Raw genomic sequence first — 16,260 nt, forward strand, 5'->3', positions numbered from 1 at the left:
TCGCCATGACCACCTCGGCGATCAACGGAACGTCCAAGGGCAACGGGTCCGGCAACGTCGACCTCCAATTCAAGGCCAGCAAGCTGCTGAAATAGCGGCGCAGATGGCTAACCTGGCGCGAAACCGGCCGCTCCGCCGCTCCGGTGGCGGGGCGGTCCGGCGTCGGGGCCGGATGACAGGACTGCCAGGGGGCCGGACTTAGCCGAGCAGGCCCGGGACCAGCAGCAGGGCCGTCGGCACGGCCAGCAGCAGCACGCAGCAGGCCAGGACAGCGGCGCGCAGCGGTTCCGACAGCGGCGGCTGCGGCGAGAGCAGGCGGCTGACGCGTGACGCCGTCGTACCCGCCGAGCCACTGCCTCCGGTGGCGCCGGGCTGGCTGGGGTCGCCGTCGGCCACGCCGGGCTCGCCGAACGCCAGGCGCACCGCGGGGGTGGCCGGGGACCCGCTGGCCACAATGGCAATCGCCCTGATCAGAGTCGCCTTGCTCTCCGTCTTGAGCGCGACGTCGTCGGCCAGCATCTCGATCAGAGAGTTGACCGACTCCTGCGCCAGCCGGGTGGTGGGCAGCCACGGCAGCGCCTGGCGCCACGCGGCGAAGGCCCACAGCAGGAGGTGGTGGCGCTGGCTCAGGTGGGCGTTCTCGTGAATCAGCACGGCACGCAACTCATCGGGCTCCAGGGCGGCCATGAGGCCGTCGGAGAGAACCGTCACGGACCGTGCTCCGCCGGGCAGGCAGTACGCCACAGGCGAGTCCACGTTCAGGACCATCGTCCCCGGGCCGTCGGAGGACGGCGACGCCAGGAGGTCCAGCAGCTCGCGGTGGCGGCGGCGCTGGCGCTGGATCTTGTAGTAGGTCAGCAGCAGGGTAAATACCAGGTGCGCCGTCAGCAGGGCCGCTGCCGAGAGCGCAAAGATGTGCCAGAAGCCCAGTTCCGTGGTGGGGGCATTGTGGAAGACCATGCCAGCCAGCGCCCGCAGGCCCGAGAGCAGGTTGTCCCCGACCGGCTCGAGCCCGTAAACCAGCATGGCGCCGATCATGGACAGGCCGCCGGCCAGGGCGATCGCCTGCCACAACAGCATCGCCGTGAAGGGGGAGCGGGCCGGCCACTGGGCACGGGAGAGGAGGATAGGCACCGGCCACGCCAATGCTATCGCCAGGACCGCCAGAAAATATGAGGTCCAGAACATCGGGCGCTAGCTGCGGCCCAAAAGCTTGCGCAGGGTTTCTGCCTCGTTATCCGTGACGGAACCAATGAACCGGGCCAGGACGGCTTCGCGGTCCGGAGCGGAGCCGAGGACCTCGTGCATGAGTTCCGCGGTGTGGTCCGCACGGCTCGAGACGGCTTGGTAGCGGTGCGGGCGGGTGCCGCGTTCGCGTTCCACCAGGCCCTTCCGCTCAAGGCGCGAGAGTACGGTCAGCACCGTGGTGACCGCGAGGTCTTTGCCCACGTGTCCGGCGCTGCCGTCCTGGGGCTGGGTGCTTTGTGCGAGGAGGTCCCGCAGCGTATTGGCTGTCGCAGCTTCTTGGCCTGCCCAGAGCAGGTCCATCACTGCCCGTTCCAGTTCACCGAGACTTGCCATTGCGTACATCCTTCTATGCCTGCCGCGCCGGCGTCATGCTGGGAAACTGCTGGTGCCTGCCGGGGCGGTGTATGTGAATACTTCGTTTACAAATTTACCGCGTTTTGCGCGTTCTTTCTACATGAAGTAGAACACGGCCGCCCGGCGTGTCGCGCCGCCGGCCCCGGGGCGGCGGGACAGGGGCTTTTTTCCATTGCAGGCCGTGACGTGCCGTGGGAGTCTGAGTTACGGGGAAGCGGCGATGTGTTCTACACTCTGTAGAAGAATCATTTCTACGCCACGTAGAAGTTGCTCGGACCTAGCCAAAAGTAGGGACTGCCTTGGACGCCTTGGAAATCGCACGCTGGCAATTCGGAATCACCACGGTCTACCACTTCATGATGGTGCCGCTCACGATCGGCCTCGGGCTGGTGGTGGCTGTGATCCAGACGCTCTGGTACCGCACCGGCAAGCCCGAATATCTGCGTATGACCAAGTTCTGGGGCAAGCTCTTCCTGATCAACTTCATCATGGGCGTGGCCACCGGAATCGTGCAGGAGTTCCAGTTCGGTATGGCCTGGAGCGAGTACAGCCGCTTTGTCGGTGACGTTTTTGGCGCCCCGCTGGCCCTGGAAGCGTTGTTGGCGTTCTTCGTCGAGTCAACCTTCCTGGGCCTGTGGATCTTCGGCTGGAAACAGCTCAAGCCCGCCATCCACCTGGCCTGCCTCTGGATCGCCGTCATTGGCTCCGTCTTCTCGGCCTACTTCATCATCGTGGCCAACAGCTGGATGCAACACCCCGTCGGCGTCGAAATGGTCAACGGCCGCCCCGTCATGACCGACGCGTGGGCCGTCTTCACCAACAACACGGCCCTGGTCGCCGTGCCCCACACTCTCTTCGGTGCCCTCGCCGTCGCCGGCGGGTTCCTGCTCGGCATCGCCTGGTACCACCTGTGGCGCCGCCGCCACGACGGCATCGACACCATCGGGGCCGACGGCAAGGTGATCCCCGGCGAAGCCGCCGGCATCCTCGGCCGGGACCGCAGCGACCACACCGTCTGGATCCGCTCGCTGAGGATCGGCGCCGTCGTCGCCATGATTTCCTTCGCGGGCACCGCCGTCACCGGAGATCTGCAGGGCAAGCTCATGTTCGAGCAGCAGCCCATGAAGATGGCCGCCGCCGAGGCAGCCTGCCATGATGGCACCGGCTTCTCGGTCCTCAGCGTCGGCAACCTCGGCGCCAAGAACTGCGATGACATCGTGGCCGTGATCGAGGTCCCGGGCATCCTGTCCTTCCTGGCCAAGGGCGACTTCACCACGGAGGTCAAGGGCGTCAACAGCCTGCTGGGCGAGTACCAGGACAAGTACGGCACTACCCTGCCGGACAACCCCATCTACGGCGACCGCGCCGGACAGCAAATCCAGTACGTGCCCGTCATGGAAGTCACCTACTGGGGCTTCCGGATGATGATCGGCTTCGGCGGCGTGGCCGCCCTCGCCGCCCTTCTGGCGCTGTGGGCCACCCGCAAGGGAACCGTGCCGGCCTCCCGCGGCCTCATGCGCTTGGCGGTGTTCGGGATCCTCGCACCGTTTGGTGCCAACGCGGCGGGCTGGATCTTTACCGAGATGGGCCGCCAGCCGTTCGTCGTCGCCCCCAACCCGGACCCCAGCGGCATCGACCAGGTCTTCATGTTCACCGCCGCGGCTGTCTCACCGGGAGTCTCGGCCGGAGAGATCCTGACCTCCCTCGTGGTCCTGACCTCCATCTATGCTGTGCTGCTGGTGGTGGAGGTCAAGCTCCTGGTCAAGTACATCCGCGGCGGCGTGGCCTCGGCCATGCCGGAACTTGCCCACGCCCCCGTTGACGAAAACGAGGACAACACCCCCCGGGGCGGTCCCGGCAAACCCGACGACGACGTCCTGGCGTTCGCCTACTAGGCGCCCGCCCGGCACCCCACCACCCAGCAACCCACACGAAAAATACGCAGAGGATTCTCAGCATGGAACTGCTACCCACCATCTGGTTCGTTGCCATCGCGGTGCTGTGGACGGGCTATCTCTTCCTCGAGGGCTTCGACCTCGGCGTCGGCATGCTGATGAAGGGGTTCGCCCGGAACAACACCGAACGCCGCGTCCTGATCAACACGATCGGCCCGGTCTGGGACGGCAACGAGGTCTGGCTCCTGACCGCCGGCGGCGCCACCTTCGCGGCGTTCCCGCTCTGGTACGCCTCGCTTTTCTCCGCCCTGTACCTGCCACTCCTGCTGGTTCTCGTGGCGCTCATTTTCCGGGCGGTCGCCTTCGAATACCGCGGCAAGGTGGACAACCCCCGGTGGCGCGCCCGCTGGGACTGGGCCATCTCGGCAGGGTCGTTCGTCGCGGCCTTCGGCGTCGGCGCCGCACTGGCCCTGACCACCACGGGACTGCCGCTGAACGCCAACGGCGACCGCGAGGGCGGCCCCTTTGCCTGGTTCAGCGGTTACGCCGTGCTCGGCGGACTCGCCGTCGTCGGATTCTCCCTCCTGCACGGTCTCGGGTTCCTGGCGCTGAAGACCGACGGCGAGGTACGCCACCGGGCGCGGGCCTGGTTCGTCCGGCTGCTGCCTGTGCTGCTGCTGCCCATGGCCGGCTGGGCGGTGAGCCTCCAGCTCCTCAGCGGCGAGGCCTGGACCATCGCCGCCGTGGTCGCCGCCGTCGTCGCCGCGGTCCTGGCGTGGAATTTCGCCCGCAAGGGGGCCGAAGGCCGTGCCTTCATGTCGCTGGGTGCCTTCCTCCTGCTCGGCAGCGCCTCCATCTTCGGTGCCGCCTTCCCCGTGGTTCTTCCGTCCACGCTGGATCCCGCGTTCAATCTCACCGTCTCCAACGCCTCGTCCTCGGACTACACCCTGGGCCTGATGAGCATTGTGGCCTGCATCGGGCTGCCGCTGGTCCTGGCGTACCAGGCCTGGACGTACTGGGTGTTCCGGCGCCGGGTGAGCGCAGCGCATATCCCGGAGGCGCACAGCTTCCTTCCCGCGATCGCCGCCAAAGCGCTGGCACCGAAGGACTAACTTCCCAGATGAGACCGTTCCCCGCCGGCCCCTCGACCCGTTCCGCCCTCTACCTGCTGGGACTGCTTGCCGCCCTGAAGGCGCTCTCGCTCGTGCTCATGGCGCAGGCCGTGGCTTCGATGCTCGCCGGACTCGCCGCTCATGACCCCGCCTGGGCAGACCAGCTGGTTCTGGGCGCCGCGGGGGCAGTGCTGCGCTCACTGACGGTATGGGGCCAGTCCGTGGCCTCACGCCGGGCGGCGCTCGGAGTGAAGGAGGAGCTGCGCTCGCAACTGCTGGAGCAGGCGCTCAGGAACGGCACGCGGTCTGCCGGGCCCGCCGACGGCGGCCTCGCCGTGCTGGCAACCCGGGGGCTGGATGCCCTGGATAGCTACTACACCCAGTTCCTGCCCGCGCTGGTGAACTGCGCGGCCATTCCGCTGCTGCTGGGCGCCCGCATCCTGTTCGCCGACTGGGTCAGCGCCGTGGTGATCGTGCTGACGGTGCCGCTGGTGCCGCTGTTCATGATCCTGATCGGGCGGTACACCGAGGAACGTGTCAGGGACGCCCAGTCCGCACTGGCACGGCTCTCCGGGCACATGCTCGAGCTCGCCAAAGGCCTGCCCGTCCTCGTGGGCCTGGGCCGGGCCTCAGCCCAGCGCCAGGCGCTGGAGGACATGTCCGAGGAATATCGTTCCCGGACCATGGGGACATTGCGCACGGCCTTCCTCTCCGCCCTGGCCCTGGAGCTCATCTCGACGATTTCCGTGGCGGTCGTCGCCGTGTTCATCGGCGTCCGCCTGGTCCACGGCGACATGGCGCTTGAGGCAGGGCTGCTTGCGCTCATCCTCGCTCCCGACTGCTACCTTCCGCTCCGGGAGCTCGGCACCGCACACCACGCCAGCGACGACGGCCGGGCAGCGCTCGCCGAAACCACAGCAGTCCTCGCGGACCCCGGAGCCGCACCCCTGGATCCGACGCCGGCCTCCGGTCCTGCTGCCGGCCCGCCCGCCGTCACCGTGGACGGACTGACCGTCCGCTTCGGCGGACGCACGGACGCCGCGGTCGGACCGTTGAGCTTCACTGCCGCGGCCGGCCAGATCACGGCACTCGACGGTGCCAGCGGCGCCGGCAAGAGCACCGTGCTCGGAGTCCTCTCCGGGACCGTCGGGACGGACGCGGGGACCGCCGTGTCCGGACGTCTCGGAGGATTCACGACGGCGGAGGTCGCCTGGGTGCCACAGCACCCCGTCATGGTGGCCTCCACGGTGCTGGACGAGATCCGGCTGTATCTCGGCGTTCCCGCCGCCGCCGACGCCGCGGCCGGCACCGAGGCCGCCGGCACCGACGTGGGCGCGGAAGCCGATGCGGCAGCGAGGTGCCTGGCGGCCGTGGGCGCGGGGCACCTGGCGGCCAAGCACCCTGCCGAGCTGAGCCCGGGGGAGCTGAGGCGGGTTGCTCTGGCCCGCGGGCTGGCGAGGATCGAGGCCGGCGCCCGCGTACTGCTCCTGGATGAACCCACCGCCCATCTGGACCGGGGATCGGCCACACTGGTCAATCGGGCCCTCGCCGGGCTCCGCGGAAAGGTCACCGTGCTGCTCGTTGCGCACGACTGGCACACCCGGGACCTTGCCGACACTCTCGTCGCGGTGACGCCGGGCGCCGGCGGCCACCACGGCGGTGAACCTCCGGCCCTCGTCCCGCCGCTGCCGGCATCCGCCGGGGGAGAGCCGGGCGTGCGGGCGGCGGCTATCCGGGCGCCCTTCCTCGTGGACGCCGCGGCGCCGGGCCACAGCCAGGGCCCGGCCCCAAGCCCGACCCCGGATCCGGCTCCGGGCCGCCCCGAAACCGGCACCGCTCCTGCCGCGGCCRCCGGTTCGGCCAGCTCAATCGGCTCCGTCTCCGGCTCCGGCTCCGGCGCGGCCGGCCCGTCCGGTTCGGTCCCTGCCCAGCTGCGTCGCCTGCTGGCCCCGGTCAAGGGCCGGTTCGCCGCCGCCGGAGCCGTAGGCACGTTGGCGGCCCTGTTCGCCGTCGCCCTCGCGGGGCTGTCCGGCTGGCTCATCATCCGGGCCAGTGAACAGCCTCCCATCCTGTACCTGCTCACCGCGATCGTCGGCGTGAGGTTTTTCGGCGTCGGCCGGGCGTGCCTGCGGTACTCCGAGCGTTTGCTGCTGCACGATGCCGTGTTCGCCGCCTTGACCCGGCTCCGGGGCCGGCTCTGGGAGTCGCTGAGCCGCCGTGCGCTGTCCCTGCGCCGGCTCCTGCAGGGCGGCAACGTACTCGGCACGGTGGTGGACGACGTCGACACGGTCCGCGAACTTTTGCCCCGCGTCGTGCTGCCGCCCGTGACCGCCATCGCTGTCGCCGCGGCCGCAGTGGCCGGAATCGGGCTGCTGCTTCCCGCTGCGCTGCCTGCCGTGGCCGCGGCAGCGCTGCTGAGCATTGTCGTTGCCCCCGCCCTGGCGTTGGCCGCCGACCGCATGTCCGCCGGCACCGAACAAAACCTCCGCTCCGGTGTGCTCCGACACGTTGCCGCTGCCCTGGACGCCCGCGCAGAACTGCACGCGAACGGCGTCAGCGCCCCCGTGCTCGCTGCGATTGGCCGGGCGGACCGGGCCGCGACGGCAGCCTCACAGCGGTCGGCATGGGCGGAGGGTCTCGGCCAGGCCCTGACCGTCCTGGCCTGTGCCGTGGCCGCCCTGGCCAGCGCCGTGCTGGCCGCCCCGCTCGCCCTGAGCGGCGTGGTCGAACCGGAGACTGTTGCCGTCGTCGTCCTCGTGCAGCTGGCCCTGGTGGACCCTTACGCGGCCATCACCACGGCCGTGCGGCAGTATCCCGCGCTCCGCGCCGTGATGCGGCGGATCAGCGCGGCAGGAGTCCTGGAGGCGGGGGCGAACAGTGACGCGGACGGCGGCGCCGCAACGGGCGGACTGGTGCCCGTGGCTTCGCGGCCCGGCGGCCGGCCGGGGATTGAACTCGTGGACCTCGCTGCCGCGTGGCCTGGCGGCGGAAATGTCTTCAGCGGACTCACGGCCGAGGCCGGCCCCGGGCGCTGGCTGGCCGTCACCGGCGCCTCCGGCTCCGGCAAGTCGACCCTCCTGGCCACGGTCCTGGGGTTCCTGCCGGCGGCCGGCGGCCACCTGTACCTGAGCGGACGCGCCGCCTGGTGCCCGCAGGAGGCACACCTGTTCGACTCGACCATCCGCGGCAACCTTCTCCTGGCGCGGCCGGAGCCAGCTCCCGCCGGTACGGCCAGTGCGCAGCGTGGACCCGGCGGCGCCGTGGTGGCCAACGGGGACGAGCAGCTGCGGGCTTCCCTCGACGCGGTCGGACTCGGCCCGATGCTGGCCCGGCTTGAGGACGGCCTGGACACCCGGATCGGCCCGGGCGGGGCCTTCCTCAGCGGCGGAGAGCGTACGCGCCTGGCCGTTGCGCGCACGCTCATGACCGGGGCCGACGTCATCCTGCTCGATGAACCGACGGCGCACCTCGATGCGGAGTCAGGCAGGCTCATGCTCGCCGAATTGCGCGACGGGCTCCGCGACCGGACCGTTGTCCTGGTCACCCACAACCCGGACGATATCGACGCCGCGGACACCAGACTGGACCTGGACGCCGCAGCCGCGGCTGCCGCCACGGGCGCCGCGGGCGAGGGTCCGGCGACGGCGGCCGTGCTGGCGCGCGGGTAACCCGCCTATTAGCCTGTTGCCATGAACCGCAACGGCGAGCTCCACCCCCGGCCCGCACTCGATCCCCGGCTGTCCTGGCGGCCGGCGGAGCGCCGCGACCTCGACGCGTGGGCCGGCCTGATTGCCCGCACGGCCGCCGTCGAGGAACCCGTCTGGTTCGAGCGCCAGGCGGACCTGGAACAGATCCTGGAGTCCAAAAATAACCCGGTAACGGCGAACACCATCATCGGCTTCGATCCGGAGGGCGTTGCCCGGGCCTACGGCCGGATCACCAAGAACCGCGACGGTGACAAGGCGAACGGCTCCGGCTGCGTTGACCCGGAGTGGCAGGGGAGCGGGATCGGCACCTCGCTGCTGGGTTGGATGGAACAGCGGACCAGGGACCGCTTTGCCGAGGACGCAGGGCCTGCCGGCACGGTTGGGGATGCCGGGACAGCTCGGGCGGCCGGCGATGCCGGCGACGGCGATGCGGGCGGCGCCGGGGGCGTCCCGCGCCCGAGACTGCGGCTCCATACCGAGCAGCAGCACCAGCACCAGGCCGCCTTGTTCGCCGGTTCCGGCTACGGCATTGTCCGCTATTACAACGAGATGCACCGGCCACTGACCCAGGCTGTGCCTGAATCCTCCCTGGACCCCGGACTGGAGCTCGTCACTTTTGGGCCGGAGCTGCATGAACCGGTGCGGCTGGCGCACAACGCGGCATTCCGGGACCACTGGGGCAGCGAGCCCCGCGACCACGAGGGTTGGGGCTTTGTGGTGAATGATCCGCAGGCCCGGCCGGACCTGAGCGGCGTCGTGCTGGACCGTTCTACCGGTACGGTGGCCGGGTACCAGTTGGCCACCCACGACGTCGAGGCCGCCCTGACCCGCGGCTTCCGCGAAGGCTACACGGAGCTCCTTGGCGTCCGGCGGGAGTAYCGTGGCCGGGGCATCGCGCAGGTGCTCTTGGCCGATGCCATGCGCCGMTTCGCCGCCGCGGGCATGGACGTGGCCTCGCTGGATGTCGACTCGGAGAACCCGACCGGGGCCCTCGCGCTCTACATCAAGATGGGCTATGTGGCCGTCAACCGGAGCATGGCGTGGGACAAGGAGCTTCAGCCGGCCGTGCCGTAGGGGCCGCCTCAGGGAACCGCAGACCCTGCGGCTTCCCGCCGGCGGTCCGCGTGGCTGCCGTCCGCGCGCCAGTTCTTCGCGTTAGCCGTCCACGTCGTGGAGGTGGTGGACGACGTCGTGCAGGAAATACTGCGCGAAGGTCAGGACAGTGAACACTGAGCCGTTGCTCCGGGTCCCCAAGCGGACCCAATCCTCCTCCTTTACCCGTGCGAAGGACGCGGCAATCTGCTCGCCCTCCGCCGTCAGCTCGACGCCGACCTGGGCTGGATCGGCGTTGGCGTAGTCCTGCTCGATTGCCGTCTTGTCCTGGTCCCAGTCATCGAACCGGGCATCGTCCTCGGACAACATGAGGGACAGGCGGTGATCGAAAAGTGTGAAGACGTCCCGGACGTGGCAGCCATACTCGAGGACGGACCACGTGGCCTCGTTGGGCCGTTCCGTCGCGTCCGGCCGTCGGAGGGCTGCACGCCACCGCGGGAGCATGCTGATGACGATCCCCGGCACCGTGGCCGGGGTCGCGGTGGAGACATCGAAACCGCACTCGGGGCAGGGCTGCGACAGGACCCAAGTCCAGTCCTTGGAATCCGGAATGATAGGCATTCCAGCAGTGTAGGTGCTTTCGTTCCGCCGGGCATCCCGGCCCGTCGCTGCAGCCGGTGCGGCACCCAGGTACGAGGCCAAAGCAGCACCGCCGTCGGCCGATGCTTTGGACTACGTCGGCCGGGGCCGCCCAGTTGACGGCCCCGGTCCGAAGGCGGACCGGGGCCGGGACGCTGCTAGAGGCTGGCCAGCAGGTCCTTCATTTCCTGGATTTCAGCTTCCTGGGCGCTCACGATTGCCTTGCTGAGGCTGAGGGCGTCAGGGTTCTTGCCTTGGCTGCTTTCAGTCTTGGCCATCATCACCGCGCCCTCGTGGTGGACGATCATCTGGGCCAGGAACAACTTGGCCGCGTCGGCGCCCTGGGCGGCATCGAGCTTCTTCAGGTCGTCGTCGCCCATCACCCCGTCACCCATGCCATGGCCGGACGCCATCTGGGCGGGTTCGTTCCAGGTCTTGAGCCAGCCCGTCATCTGCGCGATTTCGGGTGCCTGTGCGGCCTTGATCTTTGTGGCGAGCGCGGTGATCCGCGCGTCCATGCCCTGCTTCCTGAGCATCATGTCGCTCATTTCCACGGCCTGGGCGTGGTGCGGGATCATCCCTTGGGTGAACATGGTGTCTGCCGCGTTGTGGTCCGCGGTTGCGGGCGCCGAGCTGGACGACGTGCCCATGCCGCCGCTGCCCATGCCCGGCATGGTGCCGGCGGGTGTGCTTCCGGAGGTGCCGGCGCAGCCGGCAAGGGCGATGGCGGCGGAAATGCCGAAGGCAGAAATTGTGGCAGAAATGGTCAGGGTTTTCTTCATGGGGTCAGGTCCTTCAATCATCAATCAGCGTTGTGGCACGCCTGCGGATGACACGCCCGCGCCGCTGGAAGAACGGGATGGAGCGTGTCGGGTAAGTGGGGACGCCGGACAACGACACGGCGCGATCCCGTCTTACGTCCGGCTGATGGACAGATCGCCCGGCGAAGGACTTGCGGGGAGACAGCAGTAGGCCCTGACGGCGGCGTCGCCGTGCGTGTCCGGGTTGTGCATCGAGGCCGGCGCCATGCCAGGTGGGGGCGCGGCCAGGGACGTCATTGCCGCCGAGGGCACACAGGCCGAGTGCATTGACGCAGCGTCGGCGCAGTTCGATTGGCATACGCACGACACCGCGGGGGCAGCGGCCCGGCTGTCGGCCGTCAGGTCGGGACCGGCTGGGGTCGCAGGGCGCGGAGCCAAGGAGTCATGGCCCATAGTGCGCTCTTGCAGGGCATGGGCGGCCGGATGAGGTGCGAGGCCGGTCTCCGGCCGGGAAGATGACCCCGCGGCTTCCGCGGAGGATGTCACCGCGGTCATGGCATGAGCGCCATGCATTCCGGTCATGACGTGCATCCCGAGGAATCCAGCCACGACAGCCAGCAGGCCCGCTAGCAGGAAGCCGCGGCGAAGGGCGGTTGCGGCATGGCTCATGAAAGCTGCGGCCATGGCATTCTCCCTCCGGTTGGAAGTGTTGGATGGTAGCCAGGTCAAGGCTACAGGCTGGGCATTGGCCGGGCCGTCGTCGGGATACTTGCTCCCGGTGGCTAGCGGACTTCGATGACGCCCATCATTCCTTGGTCCTCGTGGTCCTGGATGTGGCAGTGGTACACGGAGCGGCCGGTGAAATCCTTGAAGTGGATCCGGACCCGCACCTGCCCGTTGGCGGGTATGTTGATGACGTCACGCCAGACGGGCTGGCCCGGCGCCTGGCTCTGTTCCTCGATGATCTGCATCGGCCAGACGTGCAGGTGGAAGGGATGGTCCATCGGGCTGGGATTCATCAGGGTCCACTCCTCCACCGTCTGCGCGGCCACAGTGGTGTCCGTCCGGCTTGCGTTGAATTCACGGCCGTTGATGGTGAAACTCATTCCCATTCCCATGCCCATGCCCATGCCGCCGACGGCGAAGGTCAGCTGCCTGCGGGCGGCAACGGCCGCGGTCCTCAGGTCTGCCGCTGCGGGCCGGGCCGGCACCGCCGGAGGAGGTTCGGCCGGGGCGCCGGAGACCGAGAGGGTCGCCAGCACGAGATCCCCTGTGCCCTGGGCGCCGTTGGGGGCTGGCCCTGCCGGTCCCGTCATGCCGGCCATGCTGCCACGGTTGTAGTAGACGGCACTGAGAGTGGCGTCGCCCTCGACAGCTGTGACCAGGACATCTGCACGGTTGCCCGGCGCCAGCAGCACCTCGTCCGCGTTCCGGGGTGTGGGGAAGCGGCCGGAATCCATGCCGAGGAGCTGCATCTGCTGCCCGTCCAGGCGCAGCTGCAGGTAGCGGGCCACGCACGTGTTCACGATCCGCCACCGCTCACGCTCGCCCGGCCGGGCGGAAAGTTTCGGGTTGCTTTGTCCGTTCACCAGGACAAGTTCACCTTCCCGGCCGAGCATCCGGTCCATGGGCGAGGGGCCGGCGACGGTTCCGGAGCCGTCCAGGGTGATGTCAGAGACGACCATCACCCGCTCGCGGCTGACGTCCACGGGCTGTGCGTCCTCGACGATGATCGCACCGAACAGGCCGGCGAAAATCTGATCGGCGACCATGCCGTGATGATGGGGGTGGTACCAGTACACGCCGGGCGGGTGGTCCGCAGGGAGCCGGTACTCGTAGCGGAACGAGTGGCCGGGCTCGACGACGTTGAAAACGTTGTCTCCGTTGCCCTGGGGTGAAACGTGGAGTCCGTGGACGTGAAGGTTTGTCGGGACGTCCATGCCGTTGACCAGTTCGACGGCGAACACGTCCCCACTCCTCAAACGCAGGGTTGGGCCGGGGATTCCGCCGTTGTAGCCAAGCGCCGAGGCCTGCTGGCCGCCGAGCTGCACTGAGCCAGCGGACGCTTCGAGCCGGACCTGCAACCGTCCGTTGCTGCTGCGCAGCTGCTTCGGGTCGGTGAAGTCTCCGCCCGCGACGGTCGAGAACCGGGAACTGCCCGTCCACCAGAGCCCGGCTCCGCCGGCGGCTATGGCTGCCGTGCCGAGGCCGCCCAGCAGGAGCGCGTTCCGGCGGCTCATTGGGAGCACTATTGGTCCTCGCCGAGAACCTTTAGCTGCTCGCGGTATTGCTCCGCCGTCAGTTCACCCCGGGCAAAGCGTTCATCGAGGATCTGCCGGGCCCGGCTCCTGCCGGGGTAGGGACCCTGCGGTCCCTGCATCCCGCCGTGAGTGCCGCCTGCGGCAAACATGCGCACGGCGACCAGTACCAGCAGCGCTATGCCGATGAGCAGGAGTATGCCCCACATCCACATCCAGGCCATATTCATGCCGTAGCCCCACATCAAGACCGGTGCCCTTTCGCCTCAGACCATTGCTATTCCGATTCTTTGGCCGACCTCGGCTGCCCGGTAGAGTCCGAAGGCCTTCCCGCCCGGGAGCCTTCGACGCCGTCCGGCGGCGGTCTCCGTTGGCTTCGCGTGCCTCTGGCCGGCGTGGCGACGGACGTCCCTTCCCAGGGTCAGCGGGATGAGGCCACGGACGGCCGGTGGGCGGCCCAGGCCGCGTAGCTGCCGTCGAGTTCAACGATGTCGTACCCGGCGCGGCGCAGGGCGCTGGCCGCGACGGAGTTGCGGATGCCGCTTTGGCAGTAGGTCACGATAGTGCCTCCGGCCGGGAGTTCGTCGAGGTGCCACATGACGCGGCCGCCGCTGAGCTGGTGGGATCCGGGGATGTGTCCGGCCAGGTGCTCGGTGCGGTTGCGGACGTCCAGCACCATCGCAGCGTCAAAGTCGGCCAGATCGGCAGGCTGGATCAGCCGCGGGGTAGAGGTTGGCAGGCCTTCGAAGCTGGTGACGTAGCCGGCGATGTTGTCGATGCCGACGCGGACCAAGTGATCCCACATCTCTTGGGCCTGCTCCGGCCCGGCGGCCAGCAGAACCAACGGGTTCGTGTCGGTTTCCGGGTTCACGACCCAGGCGCCGTAGCTGGCCACTGACTTGCCGGCGGGGATGTTCAGGGAGCCGGTGACGGTGCCCTCGTGGACCTCGGTGTTGGAGCGGGTGTCTATGAAGGTTGCCTTGTCCGCAGCCAGATCCCTGGCCACGGCGGCGATGTCCAGCTCCTGCAGCGGGGCACGTTCCCTCAAGATTGCCGGGCCGATACGGTTTTCGCGCTTCATCCGCCCGAAGTAGGCGTGGGCGTCCGGCTGGCCGTCGAGAAGCTCATTGACGAACCCCTGCTCGTCGTTCGCGGCGAGGTACGGGCCCCACCAGGCGTAGAGCCGTTCGTAACCGACGGTGGTGGAGGGGATGGCGCCCAGGGCCTTGCCGCAGGCGCTGCCGGCGCCGTGGGCCGGGTGGACCTGGACGTAGTCGGGCAGGGGCAGGAGTTTGTCCCGCAGGCTGGCGAAGAGCTGCCTGGCACCCTCAAACCGTGTGTCCACGCCGCCGGCCGCTTCGTCCAGCAGGTCCGGGCGCCCCAGGTCACCGGAGAAGACGAAGTCGCCGGAGAGCAGGTAGCCGGGCTGGTCGCTGAAGGCGCCGTCAGTCACCAGGAAGGACAGGTGCTCCGGGGTGTGGCCCGGGGTATGCAGAGCCTGGATGGTGATGTTGCCGAGTGCGATCCTGTCGCCGTCGTAGAGCCGTTCGCCGTCGAATTCGTATTGCCAGTCCGGGCCACCTTCGCCGGAGACGTAGATCGTGGCGCCGGTGGCGGCGGCCAGCTCGCGGGTGCCGGAGAGGTAGTCGGCGTGAATGTGGGTTTCGGTGACGGCCACAATCTTCATGCCGTTCTTCTCGGCCAGTTCCTGGTAGACCGCGATGTCCCGGCGGCCGTCCACAACAACAGCCTCACCCTTGGCCTGGCAGCCAATCAGGTAGCTGGCCTGGGCGAGGTCTTCATCGTAAATGCGCTCGATAAGCATTGGTGCTCTCCTTCGTGGGGGAAGTTTGGTATCTGATCCTGCGTGCCGGCTGTGCCAGGTTTTCGGTAGGGCGTTAGGAGTGCCGCTGGAGCTTCTCCAGCGGCAGGGTTGGGGGTTGGCGGGTCAGGCGGTGACGGTGCTCGTTGTGACCCATGCCGCTACGACAAAGATGAGCATCGCGAAGGAGACCCGGATGTGCTTGTCCTGCAGCCGGCGGGCAAGTCGGGCAGCAAAGAGGGATCCAAGGATGGCCGGGACCGCGAAGCCCAGGACCGTGGGCCACTCGATCGTGAAACCTGCGGCGTGGGCCCCGAAGCCCGCCGTCGAATTGATCACAATGATGGCCAGGGAGGAACCGACTGCCTGTTTCATGCGCAGCCCCAGGGACAGTGTGAGAGCCGGGGTGATCAGGAACCCTCCGCCCACACCCAGCAGCCCTGTGAGGAACCCGACCAGGAGGCCAACCCCGACGGCCTTTGGGGCGCAGGTGCGGAAAGCCCTGGTGGGCCCGTTGCTGCAGGAACCGTCGGTTTCCTTGGTCCGCGCGAGCATCCGGATCCCCGCGATCACCATGATGCCAGCGAAGGCGAGCATCAGGATGTTCGGATCGAGCAGGCGGCCCAGAGCGGTTCCGGCCCAAGCGGCAGGGATGCCCGCGGCACCGACAATCAGGACCACTGGCCAGTTGATGCCTTCACGGAGCCTGGGCACCAGTGCCGCCAGGGACGAGATGCCCACCACGAGCAGGGAGGTGGGAATGGCCTCCGCGGGGCTCATGCCCACGCCGTAGACCAGGGCGGGAACGGCGATGATCGACCCGCCGCCACCCACCACACCGAGAACGATGCCGACGACGAGCCCCAGAGACAGGGCCGCGATCATGCTGCCGGAGTCTGCTCAGCCGGAACAACCGGGAGGTTCATGATGGCGGTTTCGCGCGTGGGCTCCGTGGCGGACTTGTTCCACGGCAAGGCCGAGATGGCCCGGCCCATGGCGCAGGTGTTGGTCGCCGCGGAAAAGGTCAGGCCAGCGCCGATGACGCCGGCAAGCGTCCGGATCCTGGGGGAGACGAACTTGCCGCCAGCCAGGCCGAGGACCACCAGCGACCCGGCGGCGAGACGGACCTGCCGCTCCAGGTCCCAGCGTTCCTTGCCCTTGACCACGTCACCCCCGGCCGCTGCGAAGCCGGGGACGCCGCCGGTCAGGACGTAGGCCGTATTGATGCCGGAACTGCCGAGGCGCTGCCGCGCCTGTTCAGCGCGGGCCCCTGACTGGCAAACGAGGACGACGCGGCTACCCAGACGGGCGGCAAGCTCATCGGTGTGTTCGGACAGCAGCGGCAGCGGCACGTTGTATGACCCGCGAATGTGCACGGACTCGAACTCAGCGGCCGAGCGGACGTCAATGA

13 protein-coding genes are annotated in these 16,260 nt (G+C 68.7%); 4 read left to right on the forward strand and 9 right to left on the reverse strand.

The window, feature by feature from the left end:
- Nucleotides 1-198 precede the first annotated feature (198 nt).
- Both AC1D1W_RS16330 and AC1D1W_RS16335 read right to left on the reverse strand, forming a co-directional pair.
- Nucleotides 199-1,188, reverse strand: coding sequence for a M56 family metallopeptidase (locus tag AC1D1W_RS16330; protein ID WP_243179400.1), 990 nt, complete (start codon nt 1,186-1,188; stop codon nt 199-201).
- 6 nt (nt 1,189-1,194) lie between these two features.
- Nucleotides 1,195-1,581 (reverse strand): BlaI/MecI/CopY family transcriptional regulator, encoded by a 387-nt coding sequence (locus AC1D1W_RS16335; protein WP_018772400.1) that lies wholly within the window; start codon nt 1,579-1,581, stop codon nt 1,195-1,197.
- A 320-nt stretch (nt 1,582-1,901) separates the two neighbouring features.
- Between AC1D1W_RS16335 and AC1D1W_RS16340 the strand changes: the two genes are divergently transcribed.
- The 4 genes from AC1D1W_RS16340 to AC1D1W_RS16355 all read left to right on the forward strand — a co-directional run bounded on the left by AC1D1W_RS16340 (nt 1,902) and on the right by AC1D1W_RS16355 (nt 9,390).
- Nucleotides 1,902-3,497 (forward strand): cytochrome ubiquinol oxidase subunit I, encoded by a 1,596-nt coding sequence (locus AC1D1W_RS16340; protein ID WP_243179398.1) that lies wholly within the window; start codon nt 1,902-1,904, stop codon nt 3,495-3,497.
- 62 nt (nt 3,498-3,559) lie between these two features.
- The gene (gene cydB / locus AC1D1W_RS16345; protein WP_223917101.1) at nt 3,560-4,609 is read left to right on the forward strand and encodes a cytochrome d ubiquinol oxidase subunit II; all 1,050 of its coding nucleotides are present in this window, start codon (nt 3,560-3,562) and stop codon (nt 4,607-4,609) included.
- Nucleotides 4,610-4,617: 8 nt separating this feature from the next.
- Nucleotides 4,618-8,277: a thiol reductant ABC exporter subunit CydD gene (gene cydD / locus AC1D1W_RS16350; protein ID WP_476944232.1), complete on the forward strand. Its 3,660-nt coding sequence runs from the start codon at nt 4,618-4,620 to the stop codon at nt 8,275-8,277.
- Between the two features lie 21 nt (nt 8,278-8,298).
- Nucleotides 8,299-9,390 carry a GNAT family N-acetyltransferase gene (locus tag AC1D1W_RS16355; RefSeq protein ID WP_476944233.1) on the forward strand — a complete coding sequence of 364 codons (1,092 nt, stop codon included), beginning with the start codon at nt 8,299-8,301 and terminating at the stop codon, nt 9,388-9,390.
- An 81-nt stretch (nt 9,391-9,471) separates the two neighbouring features.
- Here AC1D1W_RS16355 and AC1D1W_RS16360 read toward each other — a convergent pair whose 3' ends face one another.
- From AC1D1W_RS16360 to AC1D1W_RS16390, 7 genes are all read right to left on the reverse strand, one after another.
- Nucleotides 9,472-9,990 carry a DinB family protein gene (locus AC1D1W_RS16360; RefSeq protein ID WP_243179378.1) on the reverse strand — a complete coding sequence of 173 codons (519 nt, stop codon included), beginning with the start codon at nt 9,988-9,990 and terminating at the stop codon, nt 9,472-9,474.
- Between the two features lie 176 nt (nt 9,991-10,166).
- Nucleotides 10,167-10,790 carry a DUF305 domain-containing protein gene (locus AC1D1W_RS16365; protein ID WP_476944234.1) on the reverse strand — a complete coding sequence of 208 codons (624 nt, stop codon included), beginning with the start codon at nt 10,788-10,790 and terminating at the stop codon, nt 10,167-10,169.
- Nucleotides 10,791-11,551: 761 nt separating this feature from the next.
- On the reverse strand, nt 11,552-13,009 hold the full coding sequence (locus tag AC1D1W_RS16370; protein WP_476944235.1) for a multicopper oxidase family protein: 1,458 nt from the start codon (nt 13,007-13,009) through the stop codon (nt 11,552-11,554).
- 8 nt (nt 13,010-13,017) lie between these two features.
- Complete coding sequence (locus AC1D1W_RS16375) at nt 13,018-13,257, reverse strand: SHOCT domain-containing protein (protein ID WP_439954108.1); 240 nt, start codon at nt 13,255-13,257, stop codon at nt 13,018-13,020.
- Between the two features lie 191 nt (nt 13,258-13,448).
- Complete coding sequence (locus AC1D1W_RS16380) at nt 13,449-14,852, reverse strand: MBL fold metallo-hydrolase (RefSeq protein WP_476944236.1); 1,404 nt, start codon at nt 14,850-14,852, stop codon at nt 13,449-13,451.
- Nucleotides 14,853-14,975: 123 nt separating this feature from the next.
- A complete protein-coding gene (locus AC1D1W_RS16385) occupies nt 14,976-15,734 on the reverse strand; it encodes a sulfite exporter TauE/SafE family protein (RefSeq protein WP_476944237.1) in 759 nt (252 codons plus the stop codon).
- On the reverse strand, nt 15,731-16,260 hold a 530-nt coding region (locus tag AC1D1W_RS16390), incomplete at its 5' end, for a rhodanese-like domain-containing protein (RefSeq protein ID WP_476944238.1). The genes AC1D1W_RS16390 and AC1D1W_RS16385, both read right to left, overlap by 4 nt.

This window comes from Arthrobacter sp. P1_B4 (genome assembly GCF_056406555.1).